The organism is Lysinibacillus sp. FSL K6-1151 (genome assembly GCF_038630755.1).
Lineage (GTDB): Bacteria > Bacillota > Bacilli > Bacillales_A > Planococcaceae > Lysinibacillus > Lysinibacillus fusiformis_D.
This window is the reverse complement of the sequence record NZ_CP152040.1, coordinates 1,228,665-1,250,941: the sequence shown is the minus strand read 5'-3', so window position 1 is coordinate 1,250,941 and position 22,277 is coordinate 1,228,665. Positions and strand designations below refer to the sequence as shown.

Annotated in this window: 22 protein-coding genes; 5 read left to right on the top strand and 17 right to left on the bottom strand. The window is 36.8% G+C overall.

What is annotated here, in order from left to right; translation table 11 throughout:
* Positions 1 to 8 precede the first annotated feature (8 nt).
* Both MHI04_RS05855 and MHI04_RS05850 read right to left on the bottom strand, forming a co-directional pair.
* Positions 9 to 674 (bottom strand): recombinase family protein, encoded by a 666-nt coding sequence (locus tag MHI04_RS05855; RefSeq protein WP_036128073.1) that lies wholly within the window; start codon positions 672 to 674, stop codon positions 9 to 11.
* On the bottom strand, positions 671 to 985 hold the full coding sequence (locus tag MHI04_RS05850; protein WP_036128077.1) for a LysM peptidoglycan-binding domain-containing protein: 315 nt from the start codon (positions 983 to 985) through the stop codon (positions 671 to 673). The genes MHI04_RS05855 and MHI04_RS05850 overlap by 4 nt, the downstream gene beginning before the upstream one ends.
* Before the next feature lie 166 nt (positions 986 to 1,151).
* Between MHI04_RS05850 and lexA the strand changes: the two genes are divergently transcribed.
* Positions 1,152 to 1,769, top strand: coding sequence for a transcriptional repressor LexA (gene lexA, locus MHI04_RS05845; RefSeq protein ID WP_004232118.1), 618 nt, complete (start codon positions 1,152 to 1,154; stop codon positions 1,767 to 1,769).
* Between the two features lie 110 nt (positions 1,770 to 1,879).
* Here lexA and MHI04_RS05840 read toward each other — a convergent pair whose 3' ends face one another.
* From MHI04_RS05840 to MHI04_RS05795, 10 genes are all read right to left on the bottom strand, one after another.
* Positions 1,880 to 2,602 (bottom strand): gamma-glutamyl-gamma-aminobutyrate hydrolase family protein, encoded by a 723-nt coding sequence (locus tag MHI04_RS05840; RefSeq protein ID WP_036128080.1) that lies wholly within the window; start codon positions 2,600 to 2,602, stop codon positions 1,880 to 1,882.
* 33 nt (positions 2,603 to 2,635) lie between these two features.
* Positions 2,636 to 3,388: an A24 family peptidase gene (locus MHI04_RS05835; RefSeq protein ID WP_036128085.1), complete on the bottom strand. Its 753-nt coding sequence runs from the start codon at positions 3,386 to 3,388 to the stop codon at positions 2,636 to 2,638.
* Positions 3,389 to 3,455: 67 nt separating this feature from the next.
* Positions 3,456 to 4,145 (bottom strand): hypothetical protein, encoded by a 690-nt coding sequence (locus MHI04_RS05830; RefSeq protein WP_089932054.1) that lies wholly within the window; start codon positions 4,143 to 4,145, stop codon positions 3,456 to 3,458.
* Positions 4,142 to 4,735, bottom strand: a complete 594-nt coding sequence (locus MHI04_RS05825; protein ID WP_089932053.1) for a hypothetical protein — start codon at positions 4,733 to 4,735, stop codon at positions 4,142 to 4,144. The genes MHI04_RS05830 and MHI04_RS05825 overlap by 4 nt, the downstream gene beginning before the upstream one ends.
* Entirely contained in the window at positions 4,735 to 5,709 is a 975-nt protein-coding gene (gene pilM, locus MHI04_RS05820) for a pilus assembly protein PilM (RefSeq protein WP_089932051.1), read from the bottom strand. The genes MHI04_RS05825 and pilM overlap by 1 nt, the downstream gene beginning before the upstream one ends.
* A gap of 112 nt (positions 5,710 to 5,821) precedes the next feature.
* Positions 5,822 to 6,307 carry a prepilin-type N-terminal cleavage/methylation domain-containing protein gene (locus MHI04_RS05815; protein ID WP_036128097.1) on the bottom strand — a complete coding sequence of 162 codons (486 nt, stop codon included), beginning with the start codon at positions 6,305 to 6,307 and terminating at the stop codon, positions 5,822 to 5,824.
* 87 nt (positions 6,308 to 6,394) lie between these two features.
* Positions 6,395 to 7,600: a type II secretion system F family protein gene (locus MHI04_RS05810; RefSeq protein WP_089932049.1), complete on the bottom strand. Its 1,206-nt coding sequence runs from the start codon at positions 7,598 to 7,600 to the stop codon at positions 6,395 to 6,397.
* Positions 7,597 to 8,643, bottom strand: coding sequence for a type IV pilus twitching motility protein PilT (locus MHI04_RS05805; protein WP_089932048.1), 1,047 nt, complete (start codon positions 8,641 to 8,643; stop codon positions 7,597 to 7,599). The genes MHI04_RS05810 and MHI04_RS05805 overlap by 4 nt, the downstream gene beginning before the upstream one ends.
* Positions 8,644 to 8,654: 11 nt before the next feature.
* The gene (locus tag MHI04_RS05800) at positions 8,655 to 10,325 is read right to left on the bottom strand and encodes an ATPase, T2SS/T4P/T4SS family (RefSeq protein ID WP_342535402.1); all 1,671 of its coding nucleotides are present in this window, start codon (positions 10,323 to 10,325) and stop codon (positions 8,655 to 8,657) included.
* Positions 10,326 to 10,342: 17 nt separating this feature from the next.
* Positions 10,343 to 11,674, bottom strand: coding sequence for a G5 domain-containing protein (locus MHI04_RS05795; protein ID WP_036128109.1), 1,332 nt, complete (start codon positions 11,672 to 11,674; stop codon positions 10,343 to 10,345).
* A gap of 311 nt (positions 11,675 to 11,985) precedes the next feature.
* Here MHI04_RS05795 and MHI04_RS05790 point away from each other — a divergent pair, with 311 nt between their 5' ends.
* From MHI04_RS05790 to MHI04_RS05780, 3 genes are read left to right on the top strand one after another with little or no spacing between them, the layout of a single operon-like run.
* The gene (locus tag MHI04_RS05790) at positions 11,986 to 12,432 is read left to right on the top strand and encodes a prepilin-type N-terminal cleavage/methylation domain-containing protein (RefSeq protein WP_058843953.1); all 447 of its coding nucleotides are present in this window, start codon (positions 11,986 to 11,988) and stop codon (positions 12,430 to 12,432) included.
* A 4-nt stretch (positions 12,433 to 12,436) separates the two neighbouring features.
* Positions 12,437 to 12,895 carry a type II secretion system protein gene (locus MHI04_RS05785; RefSeq protein ID WP_342535401.1) on the top strand — a complete coding sequence of 153 codons (459 nt, stop codon included), beginning with the start codon at positions 12,437 to 12,439 and terminating at the stop codon, positions 12,893 to 12,895.
* Positions 12,864 to 14,405, top strand: coding sequence for a hypothetical protein (locus MHI04_RS05780; protein WP_342535400.1), 1,542 nt, complete (start codon positions 12,864 to 12,866; stop codon positions 14,403 to 14,405). The genes MHI04_RS05785 and MHI04_RS05780 overlap by 32 nt, the downstream gene beginning before the upstream one ends.
* 38 nt (positions 14,406 to 14,443) lie before the next feature.
* On the opposite strand, the gene MHI04_RS05775 is transcribed toward MHI04_RS05780, so the two are convergent.
* The gene (locus MHI04_RS05775; RefSeq protein WP_342535399.1) at positions 14,444 to 16,525 is read right to left on the bottom strand and encodes a DUF2339 domain-containing protein; all 2,082 of its coding nucleotides are present in this window, start codon (positions 16,523 to 16,525) and stop codon (positions 14,444 to 14,446) included.
* An 81-nt stretch (positions 16,526 to 16,606) separates the two neighbouring features.
* Positions 16,607 to 16,858, bottom strand: a complete 252-nt coding sequence (locus MHI04_RS05770) for a phage holin (RefSeq protein ID WP_016991985.1) — start codon at positions 16,856 to 16,858, stop codon at positions 16,607 to 16,609.
* 237 nt (positions 16,859 to 17,095) lie between these two features.
* Here MHI04_RS05770 and MHI04_RS05765 point away from each other — a divergent pair, with 237 nt between their 5' ends.
* Positions 17,096 to 18,085, top strand: coding sequence for an acyltransferase family protein (locus tag MHI04_RS05765; protein WP_257982864.1), 990 nt, complete (start codon positions 17,096 to 17,098; stop codon positions 18,083 to 18,085).
* A 247-nt stretch (positions 18,086 to 18,332) separates the two neighbouring features.
* Here the strand turns inward: MHI04_RS05765 and MHI04_RS05760 are convergent, their stop codons facing one another.
* The 3 genes from MHI04_RS05760 to MHI04_RS05750 all read right to left on the bottom strand — a co-directional run bounded on the left by MHI04_RS05760 (position 18,333) and on the right by MHI04_RS05750 (position 22,250).
* Positions 18,333 to 19,688, bottom strand: a complete 1,356-nt coding sequence (locus tag MHI04_RS05760; protein WP_101966378.1) for a YjiH family protein — start codon at positions 19,686 to 19,688, stop codon at positions 18,333 to 18,335.
* Between the two features lie 968 nt (positions 19,689 to 20,656).
* Positions 20,657 to 21,427 carry an IucA/IucC family C-terminal-domain containing protein gene (locus tag MHI04_RS05755; protein ID WP_342535398.1) on the bottom strand — a complete coding sequence of 257 codons (771 nt, stop codon included), beginning with the start codon at positions 21,425 to 21,427 and terminating at the stop codon, positions 20,657 to 20,659.
* On the bottom strand, positions 21,405 to 22,250 hold the full coding sequence (locus tag MHI04_RS05750) for an ABC transporter ATP-binding protein (RefSeq protein ID WP_058843946.1): 846 nt from the start codon (positions 22,248 to 22,250) through the stop codon (positions 21,405 to 21,407). The genes MHI04_RS05755 and MHI04_RS05750 overlap by 23 nt, the downstream gene beginning before the upstream one ends.
* Between the last annotated feature and the right edge of the window lie 27 nt (positions 22,251 to 22,277).

Sequence of the window (22,277 nt, the reverse complement as noted above, 5' to 3'; positions counted from 1 at the left end):
AGGCGATATTATTTGCCTGCTAATCTTTCTTGATGTTCTTGGAAGCGACGATGAACAGTCGCTTTACTTACTTCAAAGCCCAACCCTCGAAGCGTGATCGAAATTTCCTCAAAGGTAAATCCACGTTTGCGTAGCTTGACAATTTCATCTACAGGTAGATCCTTTCGCTCCTGCCCATAGGGATTCCCTCGGTTCGATAAATTATTTTCAGGACGATAGCCATTTTCTACAGCGCGTCGCATGCCTCGACGTATTTTAGCATTATGGATTCTTCGTTGATACTCCTCCACGATTGCTAAAATCTCAAGCAGCATCGTGTCCATTTCATTTAGTTGAACGGGTCCTGCATCGCGCATGGAAAAAACATCTGTTGCTGATTTTTGCAATAAATGCAACACAGCCATCCTTGCGTTCCCACGTCCTAATCGTGTTTCATCTTGTACAAAAAGGGCATTAATTCCCTTTTCTTTAATGAAATCAAGCATTTCAAGCAAGCCATCGCGTTCCACATCATAGCCGCTATGCTTATCCTTAAATACACCCTTTACCTCATAGCCTTGCTCTCTAGCGTAGCGCAGCAACTCTTCCTGTTGGCGCTCTAATGAGGAGCTTTGTGTTTCTTTTTCAGTACTTACACGGCAATAGACAACAGCCGACATTTGTTTATTCATCATTGTTCAGTTCTCGCAATTTCGATAGTATGGATGGGATTGGCTTGATCACCCAATACAGGAATAACTAGAGACTTTCCTGCCACAATTTTAATATCTGCTAATTCATTTTCTGTTTTGACCAGCTTAATCCAATCATCTGTACTCATCTTACCACGGTATTGCTCTGCTAACGACCACAAGCTATCCCCATGTTCAATTTGAATTTCTGCGTAATTAACATCTCCTGGATCAGTTATGTAAAGGTATCCTGCAAATAGTAGACAAGCTCCTAATAAAATGGAGATATGTGTATTTTTCTTTAACCATGTCATAGTTACAACCCCTTTTTTAGAATGTTTGTTCGGAATGTATGTTCTCATAATAAAGCGAACAAACGTTTTTGTCAAACACTTTTCGAACCTATGTTTGCATACATGTTCGCATTCTGTTATACTATCAAATAAGAAGAATGATATTAGAAAAAAGAGGTGAGCACTCATGAAAAAAGTTTCGAAAAGACAAGAGGACATTTTGGCTTTTATTAAAGAAGAGGTACGAGCTAAGGGATATCCACCATCAGTACGTGAAATCGGGGAAGCAGTCGGACTTGCTTCAAGTTCAACTGTTCATGGTCATTTAGCTCGATTAGAACAAAAGGGCTTTATTCGTCGAGATCCAACAAAGCCACGTGCAATTGAAATTTTAGAGCCTGAAGAGTCTATTCAAAAGCAGCAAGTCATTCATGTACCACTTGTGGGGAAGGTAACTGCTGGTTCCCCAATTACTGCTATTGAAAACATTGAAGAATATTTCCCATTACCAGATACGTATGGCACAAGCGAGGATCAGTTATTCATGCTAGAGATTATGGGGGAATCTATGATTGAAGCAGGAATTTTAGACGGCGATTTAGTTATTGTGAAGCAAAAGGCAACAGCTAATAACGGAGATATTGTTGTAGCCATGACAGCAGAGGATGAAGCAACGGTCAAACGTTTCTTCAAGGAAAAAAATCATTTCCGTTTACAGCCTGAAAACTCATCTATGGAGCCTATTATCGTCGATCAAGTTTCTATTTTAGGACAAGTTGTAGGACTATATCGTCGTGTACATTAATCATTTAAAGTAGGTTTTGAGGATTATGTGTTCCTTCTAAGAGCATGTATCCTCTTTTTTACGCAAAAAAAGAATCCATATATGGTTGGATTCTTTGTACAGTCCCCCTGCTACGCTTCCTTTTTGAATTTTAAGCTAGCTTCAACAAAGGCTGAAAATAATTTTTGTGCAGGCTCATCTCCTGCTATAGCTAGTTCCTCGGGATGCCACTGAACAGCCAAGCAAAATGGCAACTCTTCATGAACAACTGCTTCGATAATGCCATCACTCGATTTTGCTGCTACTTTTAATTTCTCTGCTAATACATTAACTGCCTGATGATGAAATGAATTTACCGCTATTTTCTCTTGTTGTAAAATGGTCGCTAATAAATTCTCCTCCATAATTTGTACATAATGAGTAGCTACAGCTCGAGCAGATTGCTGTACATGCTTGAGCAGCTTAGTACTAAAATGGTCACTATCAATATCCTGAAATAAAGTACCACCTAGTGCTACATTTAGTATTTGAATGCCTCGGCAAATACCCAAAATAGGCATCTTTCGTGTGAATGCCGCTTCAATTAATGCTAACTCTACCGTATCTCTTGCTGGATGAATTTTCCCTAGTTTTGGTGCAGGCTCTGCCCCATACAGAAATGGATGCACGTCATAGCCTCCAGATAACAATAAACCATCTGTAAGGGATAGAATTTGTGTGGCATCCTCCTCTACGCCAAGTGGAATAATAAGAGGAATCCCACCTGCATCAATGATACTTTTACTGTAAGCAGCATTTAATCGAGAGGATAAATCATCTTCCACAAAGGCTGTAATGCCAATAATCGGTTTCACTTGCTTCCCTCCATATGCTTGAAGATTGAACAATTACCAAAAACCTAAATACCAATCGATTAATGAATCCCCATAAAAATAGACAATGATAGCGGCTAATGCAATAGAAGGTCCAAAAGGAATAGGTGTTTTTCTCCCCTGCTTGTTCTTCGTTAACACGACAAGCCCGACAATCATGCCGATAACTGCAGCTATAAATAATGTTAACAGTGTATGCATTGTACCAAGAACAAGTCCAATTAAAAAGAATAATTTAATATCGCCTCCACCCATGCCCCCGTTTGATATCACAGCAATACTATATAATATGCCGAAACCAACGACTGCACCTACAGCACAGTCCCACCAGGGTGTTAATGGCGACAATACTCGTCCAATAATAAGGAAGGGTAAAAAGAATAAAAGCACCTTATTCGGAATCAGCATATAGGCTATATCAGAAACAACAATGATGACTAATAATGAAATAAAAAATAGGGCTACTATAAACTCTATGCTCCAACCAAGCTGCCAATATGCAAAGGCAAACAATAATCCTGTTAATAATTCCATTACTGGATAAATCCAAGCTATTTTATTACCACAGCTCCGACATTTCCCCCCAAAAAACACATAAGATAAAACTGGCACTAAATCAAGCGCCGTCAGTTGCCTTTGACATTTAGTACAATGTGAAGGAGGTTGTACAATCGACTCCTTCTGTGGCACACGTAAGCCTACCACATTATAAAAAGAGCCAAAGACAAGCCCAAATAAAAATAGAAAGATTGTATAAGCCATTTCCAATTTTCTGTCCTCCTAAACTAATAGGCGCCCATACAGATGCAGTATGGAACGCCTATCAATGCAATTATTACTCTCCTTCGTAATAGAACGTCGTCACCTGGACGGTAGCTTGTAAAGTAAGATCCGTATCTTTTTCTAATTGATCCTGCTCTCCAGGCAATTTGAATTCGATAGTATCCGTTTTCATCACACGCTGTAATTGTTCAATTTCCTGTAAAAAGCTCTCTAGAGAATTAAAATCAAGCGCCCCAACCTCTAATATAAAAGTAATCAACTTTAAATTCGATGGTAAGGAATCCTTTGAAATAGATGAAATCGGTGAACTCGTAATCTTGTTATCCTGCTCACCATTAACCTCTTCTTCAGCTTGCTCCAACAGATTAAGGTCTTGCGATACATCTGATTGCGAAACAGCCGCATCATCATTTTGAACTGTTAATGACTTTATGCGTGTTCCTGTCACTTCCTCAATCTCAGCTAAATCTAGTATGATCTTTTCAACAGCTCTTGTTGTAGGTAGCTTCTGTCTTAACGCTAAAACATTGATAGTCGGCTGACCCTGCTCCTTGTCTAATTGAGCTAATTGTTCTTTTACACTAGAAATCTCTTGCTGTATCTGTGATACATGACTCTCTTTTGCTTCTACTTCATTTAATCTTGGTAATAATAAATAATAATAAAGCGCAAATAAAATAGAAACGATTAAAGTCAATAACAAGATAATAGATGAATTTTTACTACTCGTTAATTTATTCATGAGCGTCGTCCTCCAGCTAAATACATAAAGTCGATTGTCGCCGTAATGGACACTGAATAACGTGGTACTTCTTTAAATTTTTGTTCAGGCGTTAATTCCTTCTGTTCGCCAAGCTCTATATCAAAGTTTGACACTGTATTAATTTGTGCGTCTGTAAAAAAACTACTCATTAAAAGTCGCTCTACATATTTCGATATATCGGTCATCGTTTCAAAATCCACTTCAATATTAACTGTATTTTCCCCAAAAACGTAGCTACGCAAGTACGTTTGAGTTGGTAGTAAAGTTTTCGTTTCATCAATTAATGGGGTTACAGGATAAGAAACACCTTGAATATAGGCAACAGATTCCTCCAATGATCCCTGATCAACACTTTGTCTTACATCTAACTCTTGCTGTAATTGTTCAAGCTGTGTCGTTAATGTCTTTTCCTCAGCAGATAAACGTGACAAATCACTTTTAGCTGTAAAAAATATAAATAGTAAATAAGCTACTATTAGACCCACTATGACAATTATCAAGCTATAAAAAAGCTTTGGTGAAGTAGACCGTTTTTCAAGCTGTGGTAAGAGGTTTATATCTGGAACCATTAATGAACCTCCTTCAAAGCTAAGCCTAGCAATGTTGAAAATTCTTTTTTAAAATAAGGAAAGAACTTTTCAATTTTTGCTCCATCAACAATCATCAAAGGTGTCTCTAAATTAGAAGATAATAAGGTTCCTATTGATTTGAGTAACGGGTTATCACCAAGTATTATGATTTCATCTACTGTTTTTTCCCCTTTATGTAAAGAAAACTTAAAGAAATTCATCATCCGATCAATTTCTAAAACCTGATCCATGACGACCATCTGGTAATCTTCGGTTTCACCATTGTAGAGAAATTGGTAGCTAAATTCATCGACTTTTTTGCCCTGCCATTGTGCCATATCTGTTTCAATCGATTGATAACGCAAAAACTCAACCTGTCCGTTTGAAAAGATACTAATGGAAAGTTCATTGATAGACCAATCAGCAATTAAATATGTTTTATTAGGCACTAACATTGACATATGTTCTAACAAACGTATATTGCATAAGGCACGAATATCGGCAGCTTCAGGGTCCAAGGAGACATCTAACAGCATTCCTACTATTTTCGTAATTTCCTCTGAAGGTGCTGCAAATAATATCGCTTTACCGTCCTCCGCATCGGGATCATAAACATCAATTAACGGGTCCTGAAAAGGTAAATGAATAGAATGGCCCAACTCCATTTCAGCATATCCTCGTAATTCCTGAGGTTTAACATCTTTAGGATGCTCGAAACTTTTTAATAAAACAGTTGTATCAGGCACAAACATACGAACAGCCTGTTTTTTTCCTGTCCACTTCACAACCTGTTCTTTAATAATTTCAAAAAGAGCCACCTCATCTATGATTGCTCCATTTTCAACGATATCAACTGGTAAAGGATATTCATAGCCATGCCATTGACTAGGCTCAGGTCCTTTCGCCACAATCGCACGTAGCACATAATCCTTCAGTTCAATCGATACATGCGACTTTCTCTTTCTCTTAAACATGTGAAAAGACCTCCTTTTCCTATTCAGTATAAATGATTTTATCAATTAGTCATCCATTCCCCAGCCAGAAACGCAAGAAAATTATCGTTTCTGAATGGGTTGGGAGGACTGATTATTGAGTTTTAGTATTTTCTGTTTTTTTCTTATCTACTCCTGCACTTTTTAATAGTTTATTAAGTTCTTCTTCAAATATTGTTATTGCACCTGCAGTTGAGCTAACTTTGAGACTCTCTGTTTTAATCTCTTCAAATCTACCATATGAAATTGACCATTTTTTTTCACTTTCGTTATACGTTACTTTATCATTGCTTCCTAGCTCAATACCATCTACAAACGCTTCTAATTCATCTTTCACACACTCATTATCTGAGCTGTCTCCTTTACAAGCGCCATCAATATAAGCAATCTTAGCACCAGATAGAATATTTGATGCTTCTGCTAAAATAGCACGGTCCTTTGACTTATTAATAATATTACCAATTGCAGGCACAGCGATTGCTGCGATAATTGCTAAAATAACAATTACAGCTAAAAGTTCAACTAATGTTAAACCCTTCTCATTTTTCAATAGTTTTTTATTTTTCCATTTTTTAAACATAGAGAATTCCTCCTTAGTAGTTTTATATGAAGTGTGAAAACACGGTCTTCTAATTCAATTTCTAAATAAGTTTTATATAATTAAAAATTACATATTTTCATATAGTTGGAACATTGGTAAGAATATAGCCGCAACAATTACTCCTACAACAAGAGCAAGTACTATAATCATTAAAGGTTCGATAAGTGACTTCATTGTATCGACGGCACGGTTTACTTCTTCCTCGTAAAAATCAGCAATTTTTTCAAGCATGTAATCCAAGGAGCCTGTTTTCTCACCAATTGCTGTCATTTGTGTAACAAGAGGTGGAAATAGCCAGCTTTTTTCAAGTGGCTCTGATAATGTGCCACCCTTTTCTAAATTATCGCGGGCCTCCAGCACTACTTTTCCCATAACTGGATTACCTCCGACTTTTTCAACAATCGTTAGGGCTTGTAAAATCGGCACCGAGCTACTAAAAAGAGTAGATAGAGTTCTCGTCATTCTCGCTATAATATCTTTTTGTAAAAGTTGGCCAAAGATAGGCATGCGGAGTAACAAAACATTAACCGTATAATGAAACTCTTTATTATTTTTATAAAAATAACGTGATCCCACTACTAACACTAATAGCCCTAAAATCACGAGATACCAAAACTGAATCAGCCAATCACTTATACCAACAACAATAACTGTAATTAGCGGCATTTCTAAGTCCATATCTTTAAATGCATCCATAAAGGTAGGCACAATAAAAACCATTAAAAACATGCCAACCACCAGCGTTAAAAGGGATAATATTGCTGGATAGGTCATTGCCGATTGAATTTTTTTCTTGATGTTATATTGCTTTTCTAGTGTGCTTGCCAGACGATCTAATGTGTCGTCAACGTTACCAGTAGCCTCTCCAGCACGCATCATATTGACAAAAAGCAAGGGAAACACTTTGGTATGTTTGCCTGCTGCATCTGAAAATGCCATCCCACTCCGAATATCCTCTTCAACTTGCATCAATGCTCGCTTTAGTGGTTTATTCCGTGTTTGCTCACCCAAAATACGCGTCGCTTCAACGACAGGGACACCAGCACGAATTAATGTCGCATACTGCCGACAATAAATAACAAACTCTTGGTGCTTCACTTTTGTACCAATGGCAATGTCCTTATGTAAAATGCTATTTGATTCTTGAAGCTCTCGCGCATTTATTCCTTGTGCACGAAGCTTCTCCATAGCAATTTTTTTATTTGGGGCTTCAATAATGCCCTTTTTAGGTGCTCCTGTTTTGGTGCGACCACTATAACGAAATACAGTCAACTATAATCACCAGCGTTCATGTATGGCCGTGCATCTTCTAGCGAGATCTTACCTGTGGTAATCAGGTGCTGCATCGAAGATTCTAATGTGTGCATGCCCAATGCTTTACTTGTCTGCATTACGCTTGGAATTTGGTGAATTTTTTCATTGCGAATTAAATTCGAAATGGCAGGAGCTTGTACTAAAATTTCTGTCGCAGCAATGCGCCCTTTTACATCTTTACGAATAAATAAACGCTGTGAAACAATACCTTGCAGTACATTCGCAAGCTGTACTCGAATTTGACTTTGCTGATGCGGTGGAAATACATCAATAATACGGTCGATTGTAGTTGGTGCACTACTTGTATGAAGTGTTGCCATTACTAAATGCCCTGTTTCAGCAGCCGTGATAGCCGTTGAAATCGTTTCATAATCTCGCATCTCCCCAACTAAAATAATATCTGGGTCTTGACGCAATGATGCTCGTAAACCATTCGCAAAACTCATTGTATCGACACCAACCTCACGCTGATTGATGATAGACTTTTTATGAGTATGCAAGTATTCAATTGGATCCTCTAACGTAATAATATGTTTTGATCTTGTCTCGTTGATATAATCAATCATTGCTGCTAATGTAGTTGATTTACCTGAGCCTGTTGGACCAGTTACTAAAATTAAACCTTGTGGTTTTTCCGCAAGCTTATATAACACTTGTGGCATATTAAGTGCTTCAATAGAAGGAATTTTAGCTTCAATTAAACGAGCCGCTATTGTCACTTCATTTCGCTGATGATAGGCATTTACACGGAATCGACATTTCCCAGGCAATGAAAAGTTAAAGTCAGTTTCTCCCTTTTCCTCAAACTCCTGTTGTTTATGTACAGGAAGAATGGCATTTACCATTCCCTTTAATTCTTCAGAATCTAATGGATCTGCACCGTAATGTTCCAACTGCCCATGAATACGATATACTGGCGGAATACCTTTTGTTAAATGAAGATCCGATGCTTTTTCTTCAAACGCACGTGTTAATAATTCAACGATTGAATAAGATGTCATTTTTATCACCCCTAATCTACACTTGCAACACGTAAAATTTCTGATGTTGTTGTTTGACCTGCTACAACCTTTAATAGTCCATCTACTAATAGGGTGTGATAGCCTTTGTCATTCATATAATCCCGAAGAACCAAATCACCTTCTCGATTTAAAATCATGTCCTTCACTTTTCGATCCACTGGAAGGATTTCATGAATCGCCATACGTCCTCGATAGCCTGTATGATTACATGCAGGACAACCACGCCCCCTTTTACCTTGGGTAACACCTTCCAGCCCATTTTCCTCTAGTATTTCTAATTCACGTGAGGTGAATACATATGGTTCAGCACAATCACGACAAACTTTACGTACAAGTCGTTGAGCCATAATGCCTACAAGTGAGGAAGATAGTAGAAATGGTTCAATGCCCATATCATGTAAACGTGAGATGGATTCTACTGCACTATTAGTATGCAGCGTACTTAACACTAAATGTCCTGTAAGTGAAGCACGTATAGCAATTTGCGCTGTTTCAAGATCACGAACTTCCCCTACCATCACAATGTCAGGGTCCTGTCGTAAAATCGAACGTAACCCTACCGCAAACGTTAAGCCAACCTCTTCCTTTACTTGGATCTGATTGATGCCATCTAATTGGTATTCCACAGGATCCTCAACCGTAATAATGTTGACGCCTTCCTCATTTAAATGCGAAAGAGCTGCATATAACGTAGAGGATTTACCAGAACCCGTAGGTCCAGTAATAAGCATCATGCCGTTGAGACGGCTTATCATTTTCCTGAATAGTACTTCATTCGTAGCACTAAAGCCTAATTTCTCAATATCATTGGACGAATTGGTTAAATCTAAAATACGCATAACAACTTTTTCTCCAAAGACAGTCGGTAATGTGGCTAATCGTATATCAACTGGCCTAAAATTGACATTCGTTTTTATACGCCCATCTTGTGGAATACGATTTTCTGTAATATTTAAATTGCCCATTATTTTAATCCGAGCCAATACTACGTTTTGCATATGCTTGGGCAATGACCTCTCTGTACGAAGTACTCCATCTACTCTGTAGCGCACACGTAGCTCTGTTTCTTGTGGATCAAAATGAATATCACTGGCTCTTTGTGCTACACCATTGGCAATAATTTGATTTACTAAACGAACAATGGGTGAATCTTCATTCTCAATCTCGTCTTGCGTTTCAGTACTAGTTGCCGCTAAATCTAACATTGCAGCATCCATCGACTCCTGCAAATCATAATATTTGGTAATTGTACGATATAGATCATCTTTTGCAGCAATGCTTGTTTCAATCTGACAGCCTGTCGTCATACGGACTTCTTCGATAGCAAAATAATCCATCGGGTCTTCCATCGCAATAAACAATTTATTTTTCTCTTTGCGGATAGGCATAATATTTGTCCGCTTTGCCAACTCAGCAGGAATTAATTGCAATAATTCAGGGCTGATTGAAAATTGATTTAAGCTAATATGAGGGATACCTAGCTGAAATTCTAAAACTTCAATGAGTTGTTGCTCCGTTAAGACGTTTTCTTTAATGAGAAAATCACCTAGTTTCTCATTTTTCAACTTAGTAGTCAGTGCATACTCTAGCTGTTCTGCTGTAATAACGCCTGATTCAACAAGTAAATCCCCTAAACGTTTACGACCTGGCTTCATCGCCATAAAAATACCTCCAATCATTATGGACTTGTTTGTACAAAATTACCGCCCTTGTCATAATAACCATAGACAATTTCTGGTCCATCTTCTTGCTCAGATTCTTCAGGTGTTGAAGGTTTTATATCAGGTAAGCCGTTGCCATCTAAATCTATCTCTAAATCAGGATCTGCTATACTTTGCCCTGCGTTTTTTGTTGGTGGAGTGACTGTAATAGGCTCCTGCGATGAACGTGTCACAATCCGATTTTGAGGCGCATAGTAATCTCTGCTAATAAACTGTTCTTCCATTGCACCGTTCTCTACAATGGAACGATAAACTTCAACTCTCACCCCTTCTTTCCCCTCTTGTTCCACACGCTCTTGACCAGCCTTTAAATCTTCTGAATAACGGTAAATAGTTCGTGGCTTAACGATTTTATCTTTACTGATACGAACCGTTATATCTTTGTCTTTTACTGCTGTAAATATTTCTATTTTTAATTGATTGCCCTCAATTGTAGCTTGCATTTTGCCAAGCTGATGAGAACGATTAATAAATTGTAAGTCTTTCGCTAATGCAGCATTGACATCCGCTTCAATCCCCAGTTGTAAATAGTTGGGCTTTGTTTGTTGAGAATGTCTTTCTAGAACTTCATACTCTGTCTGAAGAATTACACTATAGAGGATGGAAGCTACAAAATCTAAACCTGTATCATTCGCAGCTCCAGCCTGTTCCCCTAAAAGTGAAAGCAAGGAGAATGACTGGTTCGGTACAAGTGTGACGTCATTTAATAAAGGGATTAGTTTTGCAACCCCTTGACTATCTGTCGGTACATCCGCAATTTGAAAGGCAATCCTTTCTTGCATTTGCAAAGCAGCAGCATTGATTACTGCTTCAACCTCATGTTCTTTCAAATAACTTGCTTGTACTATTATTTTTTGAAGCGTTTTATCAGTATCCAAAATGCCCATTTCATCTAGTTCCTGAATAACAGTGTCGCTGGCAGTTACAGGAATGGGGATATGTACAATTTTTTCATTTTTCCAAAAGGCATACCATGGTTTTTTTGTCAGCAGTTCAAACTGTGATATGGCTGTAGTAGTATCAAAAATTAATTGTTTCGGGTCAATGGTCTTAGAGATATTAGTACTTTTAACATTTATTTCTGTTTGCTGCCAGTCTTTAATTGCTTTTTCCACAGTTGGTAATAAATTTGCACTATTAACACCCCCGACTTTTATACCTCCAATTGTTGAACTTTTTGTCTCATCACTAGCAAAAACTTTCCCATTTATTATAAAATTAGGTAGACAGACTACAGCTAGTATAAATATTCCAATCAATAATACAGTAATGGTTATAATTTTTTTCATCTGTCAATCCCCCTTAAACATCGTAATTTATTGGTTTGCAACTTTATGCTCATCCAGATACTAGAATACTATATTTACTACTACATTACACTACTAAAAACCTAATTTATTTTAAATAACCCCTTCAAAATATATAAAAATTTCACGATTTAGACTAGTTTATCTCTTATATAATGTTATATTATCGTTATGAATACTTTATTACTAGTCGATTAGAATCACGCTTTTTGAACTACTCTTTTCATAATACATAATTCACTAAATAACCATTTGGTTCTTTTGACACAAAAAACTTATAAGGGGCGATATTATTGCAAAAAAATTTTAAAAATGAAGGTGGCTTTTCATTAATTGAAGTCGTTGCTTCTTTAATTCTAATTACAATAATATTGCTTTCATTTTTCGGATTATTTATTCAATCTAACAAAACTTCCAAAACTTCTAGCACAATCGTAGATTCTACCTATCTTGCTCAAAATGAAATGGAAAATATATTTAGAGAAATCAAAGGCAGAACAGAAGAACAACTAGCTAGACAATTACTCTATACAAGTACAGAAAATCCTCAATATATTAGTTGTAGTAAAAATAGTAAATTTTCAACTATTTGGAGCTATGAAAAACAGATGGAAGATAGACGGTTTATTCTAACCATTAAGCGCCATTGTCAATATGAATATCTAGATACTATTGTTATCGAAGTTTATGAGAACGATGTACTCAAAAGCAAGATGGAAAATATATATAGTAGGAAGTGAATACATGAGGTTCATAAAAAATAACAGAGGTTTTACACTCGTGGAAGTACTTGCTGTTATCTTAATTTTAAGCATTGTTTCAACAATTCTTTTTAGTATACTTTCGTCTAGCAAAGAAACTAATAAAAAACAACTTGAAAATAATGAACAGCTATCCGAGTTGTCTTATGTTTTAAAGCTCATTACGAAAGATATGAGAAAAACCATTACGTATGATCCTAATAATTCAACATTTAAAAACAGAGATGGTTCTATTCAATACACATATATCTTTGATGCTGAAAAAAATACGATTACTCGTAACAACGAGGTTATTGCAACTCATATACACTCATTTTCCTTAACAAGTATTGGCGACTCTATTTCCATTAATATTGAAAGTATTAACGAACACACAATCTATACACAACTATCTTTTAGGAGTGGTGACGGTGCAAAAGATGAAAAAAAATCTACTAAATGATGAAGGCTTTTCATTTTTATTAGTTTTTTTAACCATTGTATTAGTGACGATTTTAGGTCTAGGTTTACTTGCTGTATCTTCAAATTCCTTAAAACTCTCTAAACATGAGCGAGAAGATCAATCCATTTATTACATTGCTGAGGCAGGTGTAAATTATGAAAAAGCAATTTTATTAGAAAAAGCGAATGAAGCTTATCAAAGTGCAAAAGCAGAATACGATCGTTTACCAATTCAACAGAAAAAGTATGAAAAATTTGTAGAATTATATGAAGAGAATATTAAAAGCATAATAGAACCACTATTAAATAACGAAAACATTATAAATAATTTTGAAGAACAACTAGGAATGCAACCTATTGCCAGGATTACCCTAAAACAGGATTTAGATACGAATCTTCGATATTGGATAACTTCTATCGGTACATATGGAGAATCGCCTTCACAAAAAAGAGAACTACAGCAAAGTGTAGACTTTGTTCTTGATGCCGAAACAACTAATAATAATGGTGGGGATGATGAGGAAAATTTAAATACTGCTACCCCTGAATTTGCAGTACAAACTAAAGGCAATATTAAGCTAACAGGTGGGGCATCCATAAAGGGAGATGTAGCTACTGACATCGGTATAATTTCATTGGATGGTGGTTCATCTATTTCTGGTACTGTAGGTGCTTCAAGTGATCATTTCCAATATCCATCTTGGATGGGAGATTTATCAAGCAAACTTACGCAAAGTAGGAAATATCCTGATTCAAGTATCCTGCCTTTATTTCCATTAGAGAAAATGCAACAATTATCAAAATTACCTGTTCCTCCAAATCAAGAAGTCATCAAAGATCCACACAACAAAACCTTCATTATTAATAATGGACATTTTTTAGCTGATAATTGGATGACTAATAACTATACTTTACAGTTAAATGGTGATACACATTTCAAACAGTTCAAAGTGGATCAAAATAATACGTTAACTATAAATGTAGGAGATACAGATAAAAATTTATATATCGAAGATTTTAATATACTACAGGGGCATATTAAAATTGTAGGAACAGGAAAGTTAAATGTATATATTAATAATACTTTTAATCTAAAAGGATCTTTAAACAGGAACGGTAATGCTAATCAAATAAATTTATATTATAACGGAGCATCAGCTATCACAATTGCAGGAGAAACACAAAGCGCTGCCTCTCTTTATTCTAAGCAAGCCAATTTAACATTCACAGGGGGGATAGGATTAACGGGGAATATATATGCAGGAGCAACTAAGGTTACTTTTAATGGTGGTTCAAACTCAAATGGTCAACATATTATTGCACCAAATGCTTCTGTCATTTTAGAAGGCGGCGCTCACATTAAAGGAGCTATTATTTCTGATAATTTACTAGCTAATGGAGGTACTTCCGTTACATTTACAGAAGGCACAATCCAACCACCTTCTTCAGGACATACAGAAATTGGCGATCCTATCACTTTAATAAAAGAAAATGAATTAGTAGAACAATAGAAAAAGAGATTCCAAAATGCATTGGAATCTCTTCTTCTTTATTTCTTCAACAACCTACCCGATAGCAGCATGCCAATACCACCAATCGTTATAAATAGAATAGCTCTAATTAATAAATCAAGGGCAGATAAGTCAAAGAAAATTAGCTTAATAAACGCCATGACTAACAGAATAAAACCTGTTGAGCGCAGTGTTTTTAATTGATGTGTGGAGCTTATCCATAGGGAAACGCTTGCCGTCAAAAATAATGTAATGGTTGTCAGTGCGATGCTTAGCTTCCAATCAAGGACGTTGTTAAACGTAAATTGATGGATCAGCCCCCATATTGAAATCATCGTGAGCACGATACCAGTGCTTACAATAGCATCTACATATTTCCCCAGACGCACCTCATACAATCGATAAATAAACCCTTTTACAAGAATATCTACGATGATGGCGACAATGACTGCCATATATACGAATCTAGTTATAATATTTAAGCTTTCCATCATGGTCGGCTTGGTGCTGATCATCAAGAAGAATAATAGGAAAAATGAGCCGAGAACTGGTGTTAAAGCACGACCTTTATAGGTTTCCTCTACAAATAGAGAGCCAGTAAATAAGGCAGCTAATACGATACACATCATATATGGAATGCCATTTGTTGCTGCAAAATAAACGGTATCTAGTTTGCCAATATAGGCTAAGAAATAGCCAGTTGTGGCCACTGCTAAAATATCAATCACATACAGATCCTTCATGACCTTTTCAAATGCCGTAAGTGTCTCTTTTGGACGTCTTGCATATAAGTAAATAATAACGAAATAAATAATTGGCATGAACAAGCTTAAATGATCTATGCTGAAAAATGGCTTTGGTTCATGAAAGATGAAATTTAAAATGAATGTGATGATAAGAACAAATGAAGAAACGACCTTCATCATACTTGCCCGTAGTCGCAAACTCATCATCACGCCAGCAAAAGCAATCATCGGATAAAGTAAATCATCCACTTTATTTGGTATATTCATTAAAAGTATCGTATTACATAGGGTGATAAATGCGAGTGTAACAGCGCTATCCAATACTTCCTGCCATTTTTGGCGATAGCTATATAACGCCACCGCTCCAAATAAAGCCATTAGGACAAGGAGCAGCATTTCTCCATGCGGAAGTGAACGAATAATAAGATTCATCAGCAATAAACTAAATGAGCCTAAGGAAAATTGAAGCCCTATATGAAGAGGCTTCCATTTGGATTGTGCGTTATACATTAAACACCAAATTACGTAAAATATTGATAGAATCACCAATAAACCAAATGCGAAGATAACTTGCTTATCAATATTCATAAACGCTACTACGCTCACCGCTAGCACCGAGAAGAATGTAGCAATATAGAGAGCTAGCTTTTGCTTGTGCTGATAAATGACCCATTGCAATGAAGCAAATAATATCACGACAAAAAGCAAGATAATGACCGCATTAAAATCCATATATTCTAATAAATAAGGTAGCAATAACGATGTAAAGGCTACAAAAACGGTAAGTGCTTCATTTTTCTTCCAATAACTAATCGCAATACCATAGCCAATATAAAGAAGTGTAATGCCTAGTGCTGGAGTAAGACCAATGATTTCATATAAAATGGCACTCGCGGCAGTTGTTAAAATACCGACAATAAATGCCCCGCCATATAAGGAAATCGTTATAGCAGATGAGCCTACTTTTCTACGTTCTAGTACATAGGCTATAACCGCCAAACCTACCGATAATGCATAGGCAAGGATGATTTTCACGCCATTCGATAAATAACCATAATCACTAACAAGTTTTAGGCCCCAAAGTACGCCCATTACTAAAATAACCATGAATACTTTTGGCAGTGCCCACATAACACGCTCCTCCATCGATGGCTGCGGTTGCACTTCTTTTTCCGTTACTTTAGTCGGGACAGGCTTCGACTCCAGTGCTGGTTTTGGTTTTATTGGTTCTGATTGCTTGATCATCGACTGTCTGGCATCAAGAGTATTTATTTTTTCGGTACTTTGTGTACCTTTTAACGAAGACAACTCCTGACGTAAATCTGCCATTTCCTCTTCGAGCTTAGCAATTCTTCGCTCCAATTCAAGAGACATTCAATCATCCTCCCCACTTTATCAATTTTCTAACAGTATAACATATTTATCCTTATTGTAAAATTACACTTTTTGTTTAATTTATCTCGGTCTCCTATACATTAAGGCACGCTCACTATCACTGGTGCCTCGTGTCGTTGGATCCACAATAACACCCATTAATACAAGAATGGATAAAACTGTATTTAAAATAGATGACATTTGCTCACTCATTACCCCTGTGAAATCATAGCCAAAAATCGCTGCAACTTGTTGTGCGAGTAAGAGTAACAATGAAAATAGCCCTAGTAGAAATGGAATATGTTGAAGACGAACCTTCCAATTAATTCTCATAAAAGCTCACCTCCCCCCCTCTTGCCACAGTATATGCATAGTGGTTATGTGACACATATGCAAAAATGGAGCTCTCGCCATGTTACTAGGATTTTTTAATAATATTTTGCGGCATAAACTATTTTCAGCCATAGCAAGTAAGGCAGGTTTTATCACGCTAGACATGTTCATATATATAGTTAGGTTGCATTCGGTAACGAAATGCCTAACAATTTACTGAAAATGAGGGTGATGAAGATGGTGTATGAGTGGAACGTCTTAAGGGTAGTAGCTTGCCTGAGTATTGTGTTATTACATGCAACGACCAATATTGAAAGTATAAATGGCTATATGGATCAACCCTACTATCAGTTTTTTCGATTATTATTATGTTTCGCTACACCCACTTTTATCTTATTATCCATTTTAATTTTAGCTAAACGCTACCAACATCAGCTACCTCCCCATTTTATAGGACGTCGTTTTCAGTTTATTGTTATTCCGTTTATAGCTGCAGGCATGTTATATGCAGCCAACGCAGCTCTTCATTATGATGAAAGCTTTTGGGAGGCATTATATCGCCATATTATTTTAGGTGATTTTTCGGGTTGGTTTGTCATGACTATTTTTCAACTCTATATTCTCTTCTATATTGGCAAGAAATATCAGGTATCCAGCCTCTGGTTTACGCCCATTATGTTCTTACTTGGCATTTTCTATATGACACTAGCAAATGCCAATATAGATTATTTCATACAAAATGAACATTTTATGCGCCTGCTCTTTGTCGGCTGGCTCCCATATTTTGCACTAGCCTATATTATCGGCAGTCATTATGAAAAAATCGCGCACTACCTCGTCCAATATAAATATTTCACAATTATAGCTGTCATACTTGCAATGGCTATTTTATATATAAATTATTATTTAGGTGCCCAACAGATTACATCAAGAAGAATTGATATTATGCTATTCGTGTTGGCGATGGCGTTTTGCATACTGGCGTTTGCACAGGTTTTGCCTAAGCTCCCTTTTATCCCTATTTTAAGTCGCTATTCCTTTGGGATCTTTTTAATTCACTGGCTAATTCAAGAATATTTAGCTCCCTATAGCGCATTACTACCCACTACTGCTCTTCAAGTCATTTCTCTTTTTCTATCCAGTTTACTTGTCTGTATGCTGCTCATCAAAATCATTTCATTTATCCCTTTTAGTGCTTATCTGATTGGAAAGTCTCATCAAAAATAGCCCTCTCATAATTGAGAAGGCTTTTTAGAAACCTTATTTTGTATAGGAATAGGATGTTTCTGTTGTTTATTTGATTCTTTTTATGAATGGTTGTCCCTTATTCTTTGATTGAAGTGCATCTATTCCTTGTGTTTTAAATTACTTTTTCCAAATTTGTATCTCATTATATCTATTTATGTATACGTAAAAAAGGCAGTTATCATTATCTCATGAAAAATGCCAAGTCGATCTAGACTTGGCATTTTCATTAAAAGAGCATGTGACCAACCAATGCAGCGATTGGTAGGGAAATAAGCGTACGTAATATAAATAAAACGACTAAATCGAAAAATTTCAATGGAATTTTTGTTCCTAAAATAAGTCCACCAACTTCAGACATATAAATTAGCTGTGATACAGAAACAACAGCAATGACAAATCTAGTAACATCTGATTCGATCCCTGCACCTAAAATAGAAGGCAGAAACATATCGGCAAAGCCTACGACCATCGTTTGAGCCGCTTCTGCCGCTTCAGGTAAGCCTAGTACAGTTAGGATCGGCTCAAATGGTTTTCCTAAAATCACAAAGATACTGGTAAATTCAGCAAGCATTAAGGCAATTGTACCAAAAGCCATAACAATAGGAGCAACGCCAACCCATAAATCAATAACATTTCTAGAACCATCTTTTAAAAATTGGCGCGGATCACGATTTGCATGAGCAATAGCAAGTGCATTTTCTAAGCCATGCGACACAGAATTATAGCCCTCTGGCAATTCCTCACGCGAATAGTCTACTGGAGTACCATCGATATACGTATCTTCCTTTTGTGCAAGAGGATAAATTCGAGGCATAATAATCGCTAGTACAACACCGCAAAGTACTACTGTTAAATAATAAGGAATAAAATAGCGTGCCAAGTGGACTGTATCCAATACTACGATACAGAAGGTGATGGAGACAACAGAGAAGCTAGTAGCAATAATCGCTGCTTCTTTTTTGGTATAGTTCCCCATCTCGTATTGCTTACTCGTCATTAACACTCCAATCGTTCCATCACCGACCCATGACGTAAGAGCATCAATCGAAGAACGCCCTGGGCTTTTAAAAAGAGGTCTCATGATTCTCACCATCATTGTACCGAAAAACTCAAGCAAACCGAAGTTTGTTAAAAATGGTAAAAGGAAACCTGCGAATAAAAAAATGGTAAATAAAAACGTCACAAGTCCACCGTTTGGATCCATCAGTAGCCCACCTGTATTTTCATTGTTGATGGCAGAAGGTCCAAATTGAAAGACAACCATCGAAGCAAAAGTTAAACCTAAAAAGCGAGTAATCGTCCAAAACCAATTGACATAAAACAATGTATCTAAAATACTAGGTTCTTTCATATTTTTTCGAGGAATCCATTTAGCTATAAGTGCGCCAAACGCGGAAATTGCAAACATAATAATCGTAAAATAACTAATGACTGGAGCCACTACACCTGCTAAAATATTTGCTAAAATGGCAATCGGTACTTTCCAGCCCTCATCCGTTAATACAGGAGTCATAAATAGAAAAATACCAATTAAAGAAGGAATGATGAAATAAATATATGTACTAACAGAATACTTTTTCATTTTTGACTGAAACCTCATTTCTTAGTATTGCTTAAACTTGTAACTATGTATGATGCATTCCCCTATTTTATCTTTCACTATACTTCGTTTGCTGTAATATTCTATGAGCTAAACATGTAGTGTTCATTCAATACCTCCCTCCTCTTTCTGTTATAGTACTATTACAAAAACAATGAAGTTTTGAGCTTTAAATAGAAAAACAATGACTCTATTCATGTTTTTATAACATAATCGTGTTATAAAACTATTGTAAACGCAACAACACATATGGTTCAACTCTACAATTTTCTGAATTTTTATACATCATTAGTATAGTTTTTTTCTTTAAAACTAGTATATCAATATTATATTATGATAAACAGAAATTTTAATAGGAAGGAAACGAGGCTGGGAAGAAACTTGATTATTTCGAAAATAGCAAAAATAGATAATAACTTTTCCGCCTCTTTGCATAGTGTTAAAAAACAAAACCATCCATAGCATTTTTGTGACAGGTGAAAATGGATTTTCGTTGCAGGCTACTTGCTTTCCACTCCAATCCATAAAAATGGTACCTTTTTAGCAAAGGTCTTCAAATAAAGTGAAGGGTATTCACTACTCTTTATGAAGAGGTGTTGTCATTCATCACTTCTCTACAATGAAAATAAGAACCTCTATTCTTTAATTATACAAATAATGGGCTATTTTGATCACTTCGACTAGTATGAAAGATAGAGGGAAAAGACACTTTTGCACATGGTTGATTGGAGGGGAGCCAGCTTCACAGATAAGACCCTAGAGCGAAACGCAGTGAGTGAAGCGGCTCATCGGACGCCCCCTGGAAAGGACGCTGGCGGAACGGAAATCACTCGCTCGCCTTGCTAAAGGTTCTTTTTCTGCTATTGACATCATCTTTTTTCACCAACATGAAAGTGAATAAACCCCACGACTGTTTATTCACTTTGTGGAATTGTCAATGCTTCATGAGGTTAGCCAAGTCTTTTGATTTTGGGACAAGAGATACAAAAGTCATTTGCTTCATCAGAGGTGTGATAATAGAAACAACATGTTTTTCTCAAGCGTATTGGTTGCTCTGATTCCTTGATTGTCACTTTGGGACCACAATAATTTGTCAAAGGATTTTTCCTTTCGCCAAAAAGAGAACCTGGCGCTTGATTGACAATATAGTGATAGTCTTCTTGTAGACGAGCCTTTTCTTGCTCACTGGCCCTTTCGCTTATTTTTGTTTCATATAGCCAATTGACATAAATAGCTGTATTTTCCCATAAGATTGCTTTTGGGATTTTACTTATTTTTGTTAATGACTGCCACACTTTCGCTAGATTACCTGCAAAGATTCCTTGGAGAACCTCATCACGCCATGCTTCACGATCTTGTGTTGGCACTGACACTGAGTCATCGATTAAGCGAATGTTTGGAAGCCATGGTTTCGCATGATCTTCTGCTTCCACCCAAATATTCTCGATACCAACATATAGCCCCTTATCATATCTTGACATAGCATAGAATGCTGAAGCCATTGTTAAGACGCTATAGCGCTTTGCAAATAACGATGCTGTAACTAATGTAGATGTGGAATGAAAGAAAGGCGCTATTTTTTGTAAATAGGCTAAGGCTTGTTCAGTGTCTAATAAATTTTGGGCTAGTAGAGCGTAAGCAGCATCTACCGCTGGCTCAATTGTCAATCGATAATCACGTAATAGTACTGCTTTTTCTTCAGCTGACAGTTGTAAGCTCAACTGACCCTACCTCCTCTAATTTCTCCACCTGAACTGTTCGTCCCTTGCCATGCGGAACACATAAAGGCGTACCAAATAGAGGGTCTCTCATAATCGTACAGTCCATACGAAAGACAGCTTGTACAAGCTCAGGTGTTACCACTTCCTCTGGCTTACCTTGCGCATACACCTGTTTATTTCGCACAGCTACAATGTGATGGGCATAGCGGCAGGCTAAGTTTAAATCGTGTAAGACCATCACGACTGTACGCCCTTCATTTTCATTTAAATCAAATAGTAAATCTAAAATTTCTACTTGATGGGCCATATCTAAATAAGTCGTAGGTTCATCTAGTAAGATAAGATCTGTTTTTTGAGCCAATGTCATGGCTATCCATACACGTTGACGCTGACCACCTGATAATGCATCTACTGGTCGATCTGCAAATTCTGTCATCTGTGTTACCTCAAGCGCATTGTTCACAATTTTTTCATCTTCAGTAGACCATTGCTTTAACCAGCTCTGATGTGGATAACGACCTTGTTTTACCAATTGTTGAACGGTTAGTCCTTCTGGCGCAACAGGTCCCTGTGGGAGAATGGCTAACCGTTTAGCCACCTCTTTCGTTGAAATCGTATCTAGTGAATCATCTTCTAAGAAAATTTCACCCGACTTTGGTTTTTGTAATCGTGCAAACGTTCGTAGTAGCGTTGATTTTCCACAACCATTAGCACCTACTAGTACTGTTATTTTCCCTTTTGGTATTTGAAGATTCAAATCCTCCAAAATAAGATTTTCACCATAACTTACATGTAAATCTTGTGCTTCTAAAACATTTTTCAAAATCCCGTCACCTTCTTCTCACGCTTT

Bases quoted from the DNA above. Each gene is read 5' to 3' on its own strand.
- MHI04_RS05855 (WP_036128073.1), bottom strand. From the start codon at position 674: ATGATGAATAAACAAATGTCGGCTGTTGTCTATTGCCGTGTAAGTACT.
- MHI04_RS05850 (WP_036128077.1), bottom strand. From the start codon at position 985: ATGACATGGTTAAAGAAAAATACACATATCTCCATTTTATTAGGAGCT.
- lexA (WP_004232118.1), top strand. From the start codon at position 1,152: ATGAAAAAAGTTTCGAAAAGACAAGAGGACATTTTGGCTTTTATTAAA.
- MHI04_RS05830 (WP_089932054.1), bottom strand. From the start codon at position 4,145: ATGAATAAATTAACGAGTAGTAAAAATTCATCTATTATCTTGTTATTG.
- MHI04_RS05825 (WP_089932053.1), bottom strand. From the start codon at position 4,735: ATGGTTCCAGATATAAACCTCTTACCACAGCTTGAAAAACGGTCTACT.
- pilM (WP_089932051.1), bottom strand. From the start codon at position 5,709: ATGTTTAAGAGAAAGAGAAAGTCGCATGTATCGATTGAACTGAAGGAT.
- MHI04_RS05815 (WP_036128097.1), bottom strand. From the start codon at position 6,307: ATGTTTAAAAAATGGAAAAATAAAAAACTATTGAAAAATGAGAAGGGT.
- MHI04_RS05805 (WP_089932048.1), bottom strand. From the start codon at position 8,643: ATGACATCTTATTCAATCGTTGAATTATTAACACGTGCGTTTGAAGAA.
- MHI04_RS05800 (WP_342535402.1), bottom strand. From the start codon at position 10,325: ATGGCGATGAAGCCAGGTCGTAAACGTTTAGGGGATTTACTTGTTGAA.
- MHI04_RS05795 (WP_036128109.1), bottom strand. From the start codon at position 11,674: ATGAAAAAAATTATAACCATTACTGTATTATTGATTGGAATATTTATA.
- MHI04_RS05785 (WP_342535401.1), top strand. From the start codon at position 12,437: ATGAGGTTCATAAAAAATAACAGAGGTTTTACACTCGTGGAAGTACTT.
- MHI04_RS05775 (WP_342535399.1), bottom strand. From the start codon at position 16,525: ATGTCTCTTGAATTGGAGCGAAGAATTGCTAAGCTCGAAGAGGAAATG.
- MHI04_RS05770 (WP_016991985.1), bottom strand. From the start codon at position 16,858: ATGAGAATTAATTGGAAGGTTCGTCTTCAACATATTCCATTTCTACTA.
- MHI04_RS05765 (WP_257982864.1), top strand. From the start codon at position 17,096: ATGGTGTATGAGTGGAACGTCTTAAGGGTAGTAGCTTGCCTGAGTATT.
- MHI04_RS05760 (WP_101966378.1), bottom strand. From the start codon at position 19,688: ATGAAAAAGTATTCTGTTAGTACATATATTTATTTCATCATTCCTTCT.